Source organism: Pantoea sp. M_10 (assembly GCF_008631515.1).
GTDB lineage: Bacteria > Pseudomonadota > Gammaproteobacteria > Enterobacterales > Enterobacteriaceae > Pantoea > Pantoea anthophila.
The window spans coordinates 245,710-252,702 of record NZ_VWUL01000006.1 but is presented as its reverse complement, the minus strand read 5'-3'; the positions used below and the strand labels follow the sequence as shown (position 1 = coordinate 252,702).

Here is a 6,993-nt window from a genome sequence, read left to right as displayed (position 1 = left end):
GAGAGGCCCGAAGGTCCCCCTCTTTGGTCTTGCGACGTTATGCGGTATTAGCCACCGTTTCCAGTGGTTATCCCCCTCTATCGGGCAGATCCCCAGACATTACTCACCCGTCCGCCACTCGTCACCCAAGAGCAAGCTCTCTGTGCTACCGTCCGACTTGCATGTGTTAGGCCTGCCGCCAGCGTTCAATCTGAGCCATGATCAAACTCTTCAATTTAAAGTTTGATTTGCTGAAACCAGTTCAGCGGTGCTCATCTGTAAAACGTCATAATGAATTTCATTATGTGTTCACTCGTGAGGCTTTGATATTTTTGTGCGTCCAAGGACGCTGATATCAATCCTGCGAGTGCCCACACAGATTGTCTGATAAATTGTTAAAGAGCAGTGCGAACAGTGCGTTAGCGTCCTGTCGCGAGGTGGCGTATATTACGCTTTCCTCCTTCAGAGTCAACCTCTTTTTTCAGAAGTTTTTCTCCGGCGGGTCAGTCTCCTGAACCTCTCAACACCGCATTCCGTAAGCCGTTGTGCCGTGTCGATGGAGGCGCATTATAGGGAGTTCGCGCGGCCTGACAAGCGTTTATTGCGAAAAGATTACTGTTCGAAGTAATTTTCACCGAATCGCGCTATTTCGCTACGATTTGCCTGGTAACTGTGCAAATTCATGGGCAAAACGGCTCACCTGTTGCCAGTCCGTGTATTCCACTTCTTTCGTTGCATCGGTTTCACCGCCGGTCATACGCATAATCAGCTGAATCATCACACGGTCAAACCAGCGATAGCGGGGATAATAGAGTGCCCCTGCGAATACGGCACAGCAGTCAGGCTGCCATGGAGACTGCAATAAGAACTTCCGGGTATAGGCATTCGTTTCAGGAGTACGCTTCTCAGGTTTGCGTGCCGTGAGGTTTACCGAAAAGAAACCGCTGGTACGCTGCTGCAGCGCAGGGAGATGTTGCTTAACGAAGGTCTCGACGACCGGCTGAAAATGGCCATAGCGGATCGAGGCGCCAATCAGTACGCGATCATACAGTGTCCAGTCAGGCACAGCGGCATCCTGGATGTTCAGCACATCACACGGCTGCTGCTGCCGGATGGTCTCCGCAAGAGCGGAAGCAATCTTCTGCGTTTGCCCGTCGCGGGTGGAATAGAGAATCAGCGCTTTCATGTCAGCATCCTTATTAATTATTCACGCCAGAAAGTAGGCGTGAACAGCACCAGCAAGGTGAAAACCTCGAGACGCCCGAACAACATGGTAGAGATAAGTATCCATTTCGCCACATCATTCATCGACGTGAAGTTGTCTGCCACGACGCCTAAGCCCGGCCCGAGGTTATTCAGCGTCGCGGCAACGGCAGCAAAAGCGGAGAAGTCATCGACGCCCGTGGCGATGATCGCCAGCATGCTCACCAGGAACACCAGCGCATAGGCCGAGAAGAATCCCCAGACGGCTTCCAGAATACGCTCCGGCAGCGCACGATTGCCCAGCTTAATGGTGTACACCGCATTCGGGTGAACCAGACGCTTAAGCTCGCGGTTACCCTGTTTGCACAACAGCAGAATGCGGATCACCTTCAGGCCACCCCCGGTTGAACCGGCACAGCCACCAATGAAAGCTGAGCACAACAGCAGAACCGGCAGGAACAGCGGCCAGCGAGCGATACTGTCGGTCGTGAAACCCGCCGTCGTCGCCATGGACACCACCTGGAAAAAGGCCTGGTTCAGGGTCTGCCAGCCGCTGGCATAGACATTGTGGAACCAGAGCACCACCGTACAGATCAGAACCAGCGTCAGCTGAACGCCGATAAACATGCGGAACTCCGGGTCCCGCCAGTACACGCGCAGGTTACGTCCGCTTAGCATGGAAAAGTGCAGGCCGTAGTTACAGCCGGAAATCAGCAGGAACACCGCCACGATAGTATTGATGGTGCTGCTGTTAAAGTAGCCGATGCTGGCATCATGAGTTGAGAAGCCGCCAATGGCGATGGTCGAAAAGCTGTGGCCGATAGCATCGAACGCCGGCATGCCCGCCAGCCAGAGTGCCAGCGCGCAGGCTACGGTCAGCAGAACATAGATCAGCCAGAGTGTCTTGGCCGTCTCGGCGATGCGCGGGCGCATTTTATTGTCTTTCAGGGGGCCCGGCATTTCAGCGCGATAGAGCTGCATGCCCCCGACGCCCAGAATCGGCAGGATAGCTACCGCTAACACGATGATCCCCATCCCGCCCAGCCACTGCAGCATCTGCCGGTAGAAGAGGATGGCCTTAGGCAGCGAGTCCAGCCCCACCAGCGTGGTGGCTCCGGTGGTTGTCAGGCCCGAGAAAGATTCAAAGAACGCATCCGTGACAGAAAGATGCGGCTGCTCCGCAAAGATAAAGGGCATGGCCCCTACGCTGCCCAGCACCGTCCAGAACAGGACGACGATCAGGAACCCTTCACGGGGTTTGAGTTCGGTTTTCTTTTTACGGTTCGGCCACCACAGCAGCGAGCCGATCACCAGCGCCATCATAAATGTCTGGCTGAACGCCCGTCCCGCGCCATCGCGATAAATTAATGCGACGAGGCCGGGCAGAATCATTGTCACTGAAAAAAGAATTACCAGCAGACCGACGATGCGGGTAATGGCGCGAAAGTGCATTCAGCCGTTCCTTTAAATAAGAGAGATGAACATCATGGTGTGAGCGGGATCAGCGACAACGCGCCCCGGCTAAAGTCTGACAGATTTTTTTTGAACCCCTCGATCTGTCCGTAAGGCAATGCCAGCGTCAGCGCAATACGATCCTGATAGTGGCTGTCGGTCACCTTACCTTCAAAACGCTGCACCAGCCGTTCGATATCGCTGAGCTGTGCATAGTCGCATTGCAGCGTGAAAACCATCATCGGCACTTTGCGCTGTCGCGGTAACTGCTTCAGTCCCTGCTGGACGCCACCGCCATACGCCTTCACTAGGCCACCGGTGCCCAGCATGATGCCGCCGTAATAACGCACCACCACAGCGGTCACCTCGCCAATACCGGCACCCATCAGCTGCGCCAGCATCGGTTTCCCGGCGGTGCCCGACGGCTCACCATCATCCGAAAAACCGAGCTGCTGAGAGTCATCCGGCGCGCCCGCCACCCAGGCCCAGCAGTGATGCCGGGCAGCAGGATGCTCGCTTTTCACCTGCTGGACAAAGGCGCGCGCGGCCTCTGTCCCCCCGGTGTGCGCCAGCAGCGTAATAAAGCGACTCTTTTTGATGGTTTCCTCGCTGATGCTCACGGCCAGCGCGGGAATATCAAACGCGTCCATCAGGCCAGATGCAGATCGCGGGTCATGTTTTCAACGCGGTTTGGATGGATCACCACGTTATCTTCGATGCGAATGCCGCCATAAGGCCGAAGCGCATCAATCGCCTGCCAGTTAAAGTGCTGACTGAAACGGCCCTGACGCAGCGGCGCCAGTAACGAGTCGATAATATAGAAGCCCGGCTCGATGGTTAAGACCATGCCGGGTTGCAGCACGCGGGTGCAGCGAAGGTAAGGATACTGCGCAGGGGCGGCGAGATGGGTGCCCTGCTCATCCTGCATAAACCCGGCAACGTCATGCACCTGCAAGCCCAGCGGATGCCCCAGACCGTGTGGCATAAATGGCCCGGTCAGATCTTCAGCCACCAGCGCCTCTTCGCTGATTCCCTGCACCAGCTCAAACTTCAGCAACATCTTCGCAATACGCTGGTGCATCTGAAGATGATAATCGGTGTAGCGCACACCCGGCTTCAGCGTGGCGATTAACGCCAGCTCCTCGGCGTTCATCGCCTCCACCATTCTGGCATAGAGCGAGCTGCTCTGCGCCGCATAGCTGCGGGTCAGATCGGCGGCGTAGCCCAGATATTCGGCCCCCGCATCAATCAGGAAGCTGTGACGTTTCGCCGGTGGCTGATGATCCAGGTGGGTGTAGTGCAGCACCGCCGCGTGTTCATTCAGCGCAATGATATTGCCGTACGGCACATCGGTATCACGATGGCCGGTCGCGGTCAGGTAAGCCTGATTGATGTCAAATTCGCTCAGGCCCGCAGAGAACGCCTCTTTGGCCGCGCGATGACCCGCAACCGCCAGCTTCTGCGCCTGGCGCAGACAGGCCAGTTCATAGTCGGTTTTGATGCTGCGATGGTAGTGCAGGAAGTCGATGACCGCTTTAGGGTTGATGTTGTCTGAGGAGATTCCGAGCTGCGCCGCGCGTGCATTAACCGGCCCGATATAGGCGACATTATCACGCTGTGCAGGGAGCAGCTGCGCAATCTCATCGGCGTTTTTCAGGCCGATAACCTCGACATCTCCGGTCCAGAAACTGTCCGGCAACGGTTCAACGTTATGCCAGTAATCCACCGGAGAGTAGAACCACAGTTTCGGCTTGTTCACGCCGTCGATCCAGAGCCAGCAGTTAGGTACCTGCGTGACCGGCACCCAGGCTTTGAACTGCGGATTCACCTTAAACGGATAGGTGTGGTCATCCAGAAACACCGTCAGCAACTCACCGGAATGGATCAGCATCGCATCCAGTTTATTGCGTGCCAGCACCTGCTGCGCCCGTTGCTGCAACGTGGCGATGTGCGCGTGATACAAGGTCTTCAGTGAATCCATAGCCGTCTCTCCCGTGTCGCGAAATGGCCGCAGTTTAGCATACCCCTTGCTCAGATGCCGAAGCCGGCGTGGCTGTGATCTTGTTAGCAAATAAGCAAAGAGCGGTTTGCAAAAAATTAACATCACTCCCACACTCACGATCATCTGGTATGACCAGATCACCTTTCGCGGTTTCAGGAGACGCACATGCTCTACCAAGGCGCTAACCTTACCCTTCACTGGCTGGACGATGGCATCGCCGAGCTGGTTTTTGATGCCAAAGGCTCAGTCAACAAGCTGGATACGCAAACGGTCGCCAGTCTGGGCGAGGCCATTGCGGTCCTGGAACAGCAGCCAGCACTGCGCGGCCTGCTGCTGAGCTCCGCTAAACCCGCCTTTATCGTGGGTGCGGACATTACCGAGTTTCTTTCCCTGTTTAATGCCCCCACCGAAAAGCTGAGCCAGTGGCTGAGTTACGCCAACAGCATCTTCAACCGTCTGGAAGATTTGCCCGTGCCCACCCTGGCAGCCATTGATGGTTATGCGCTGGGTGGCGGATGTGAGTGCGTCCTGGCGACCGACCTGCGCATCGCCACTGCGGATGCCCGCATCGGCCTGCCGGAAACCAGACTCGGCATCATGCCAGGCTTTGGCGGCAGCGTAAGGTTGCCCCGACTGCTGGGAGCCGACAGCGCGCTGGAAATTATTGCCGCCGGTAAAGATGTGGATGGCAATGCCGCGCTGAAACTGGGCCTGGTCGATGCGGTGGTTGCCCGTGACAAACTGCGCGAAGCGGGCATCACAATGCTCAGAGCGGCCGCCGAAGAGGGCAGCTGGCAGGCGCGCCGTGCGCCTAAACTGGCCCCGCTGAAGCTCAGTCCAATCGAGGCGGCGATGAGTTTTACCATTGCGAAGGGCATGGTGATGCAGACCGCAGGAAAACATTACCCCGCTCCGCTGATGGCGGTAAAAACCATTGAGGCCGCGGCCAGTCTCGGTCGTGATGATGCGCTGAAGCTTGAAACGGCTGCATTTGTGCCGCTGGCGCAGTCTGACGAAGCGCGCGCTCTGGTCGGCATCTTCCTCAACGATCAGTACGTTAAAGGGCTGGCAAAAAAACGCGCCAGCGAAAGCGGCGCACCTGCTCAGGCGGCAGTGCTGGGCGCAGGGATCATGGGCGGTGGCATCAGCTACCAGTCTGCCTGGAAAGGCGTGCCGGTCAGAATGAAAGATATCAATCCACAGGCGCTGACGCTGGGGATGAATGAAGCCAGCAAGCTGCTTAACTCCCAGCTGGCGCGCGGAAAAATTGACGGCAACAGGCTGGCCAGCGTCATCGCCACCATCCAGCCCACGCTGGATTACGCCGGTTTTGAACTGGCCGACGTGGTGGTGGAGGCGGTAGTCGAGAACCCGCAGATCAAGGCTAAAGTGCTGGCTGAAACAGAGCGGCACCTGCGTGACGACGCCGTTCTGGCCTCGAATACTTCGACCATTCCTATCAGCCAGCTGGCGCAGGCGTTACAGCGCCCGGAAAACTTCTGTGGCATGCACTTCTTTAATCCGGTGCCGCGTATGCCGCTGGTCGAAGTGATCCGGGGCGAGAAAACCAGTGAAGCGACGCTCGGCAAAGTGGTGGCCTGGGCCAGCAAAATGGGCAAAACCCCTATCGTGGTCAACGACTGCCCCGGCTTCTTTGTTAACCGGGTGCTGTTCCCCTACTTCGCCGCTTTCAGCCTGCTCCTGCGCGATGGCGCAGATTTCCGCCAGATAGATAAGGTCATGGAAAAACAGTTTGGCTGGCCGATGGGGCCGTCATGGCTGCTGGATGTCGTGGGCATCGATACGGCGCACCACGCGCAAAGCGTGATGGCTGACGGGTTCCCGGACCGCATGAAGCATGACTATCGCGACGCAATCGATCTGCTGTTTGAGGCTGGTCGCTTTGGCCAGAAAAATGGCAAAGGCTTCTGGCGCTGGGAAGAAGATAAAAAGGGCAAGCCAAAAAAAGTGGCCGATGCCGATGTCGATACGCTGCTGCAGCAGGCCTGTCAGCCCGCGCGAATCTTCAGCGATGAAGAGATTCTGAACCGCATGATGCTGCCGATGCTGAACGAAGTGGTGCGCTGCCTGGAAGAGAAGATTATCGCCTCACCGGCTGAAGCCGATATGGCGCTGGTGTATGGCCTCGGCTTCCCGCCTTTCCGTGGCGGGGCTTTCCGCTATCTCGATACTCTGGGCAACAGCAACGTGGTGGATCAGGCCCGGCGTTATAGCGGCCTCGGTGGCCTGTATGCCCTGCCTGCCCTGCTGCTGCAGAAAGCCCATCAGCATGAAAGCTGGTATCCCGCCGCCAAACCGATTGATGAAGCCGCGCTGAAAAGCGCCTGAGGGCAAGA

At 57.1% G+C, this 6,993-nt stretch carries 5 protein-coding genes and 1 rRNA gene; 1 reads left to right on the top strand and 5 read right to left on the bottom strand.

Going from position 1 to position 6,993, the window contains the following annotated elements; translation table 11 throughout:
* From F3I47_RS17390 to pepQ, 5 genes are all read right to left on the bottom strand, one after another.
* Window positions 1-217, bottom strand: a 16S ribosomal RNA gene (locus F3I47_RS17390); the annotation flags it as partial.
* A 414-nt stretch (window positions 218-631) separates the two neighbouring features.
* The gene (gene hemG / locus F3I47_RS17385) at window positions 632-1,165 is read right to left on the bottom strand and encodes a menaquinone-dependent protoporphyrinogen IX dehydrogenase (RefSeq protein ID WP_150029888.1); all 534 of its coding nucleotides are present in this window, start codon (window positions 1,163-1,165) and stop codon (window positions 632-634) included.
* Window positions 1,166-1,182: 17 nt separating this feature from the next.
* Window positions 1,183-2,634 carry a Trk system potassium transporter TrkH gene (trkH, locus tag F3I47_RS17380; protein WP_009088529.1) on the bottom strand — a complete coding sequence of 484 codons (1,452 nt, stop codon included), beginning with the start codon at window positions 2,632-2,634 and terminating at the stop codon, window positions 1,183-1,185.
* Between the two features lie 32 nt (window positions 2,635-2,666).
* Window positions 2,667-3,284, bottom strand: a complete 618-nt coding sequence (locus F3I47_RS17375; RefSeq protein WP_150029889.1) for an IMPACT family protein — start codon at window positions 3,282-3,284, stop codon at window positions 2,667-2,669.
* A complete protein-coding gene (gene pepQ, locus F3I47_RS17370) occupies window positions 3,284-4,615 on the bottom strand; it encodes a Xaa-Pro dipeptidase (RefSeq protein WP_150029890.1) in 1,332 nt (443 codons plus the stop codon). The genes F3I47_RS17375 and pepQ overlap by 1 nt, the downstream gene beginning before the upstream one ends.
* Window positions 4,616-4,801: 186 nt before the next feature.
* Between pepQ and fadB the strand changes: the two genes are divergently transcribed.
* Window positions 4,802-6,985, top strand: coding sequence for a fatty acid oxidation complex subunit alpha FadB (gene fadB / locus F3I47_RS17365; protein WP_150029891.1), 2,184 nt, complete (start codon window positions 4,802-4,804; stop codon window positions 6,983-6,985).
* Window positions 6,986-6,993 lie beyond the last annotated feature (8 nt).

Coding starts and splice junctions, on each gene's coding strand:
- hemG (WP_150029888.1), bottom strand. CDS start 1,165: ATGAAAGCGCTGATTCTCTATTCCACCCGCGACGGGCAAACGCAGAAG.
- trkH (WP_009088529.1), bottom strand. CDS start 2,634: ATGCACTTTCGCGCCATTACCCGCATCGTCGGTCTGCTGGTAATTCTT.
- F3I47_RS17375 (WP_150029889.1), bottom strand. CDS start 3,284: ATGGACGCGTTTGATATTCCCGCGCTGGCCGTGAGCATCAGCGAGGAA.
- pepQ (WP_150029890.1), bottom strand. CDS start 4,615: ATGGATTCACTGAAGACCTTGTATCACGCGCACATCGCCACGTTGCAG.
- fadB (WP_150029891.1), top strand. CDS start 4,802: ATGCTCTACCAAGGCGCTAACCTTACCCTTCACTGGCTGGACGATGGC.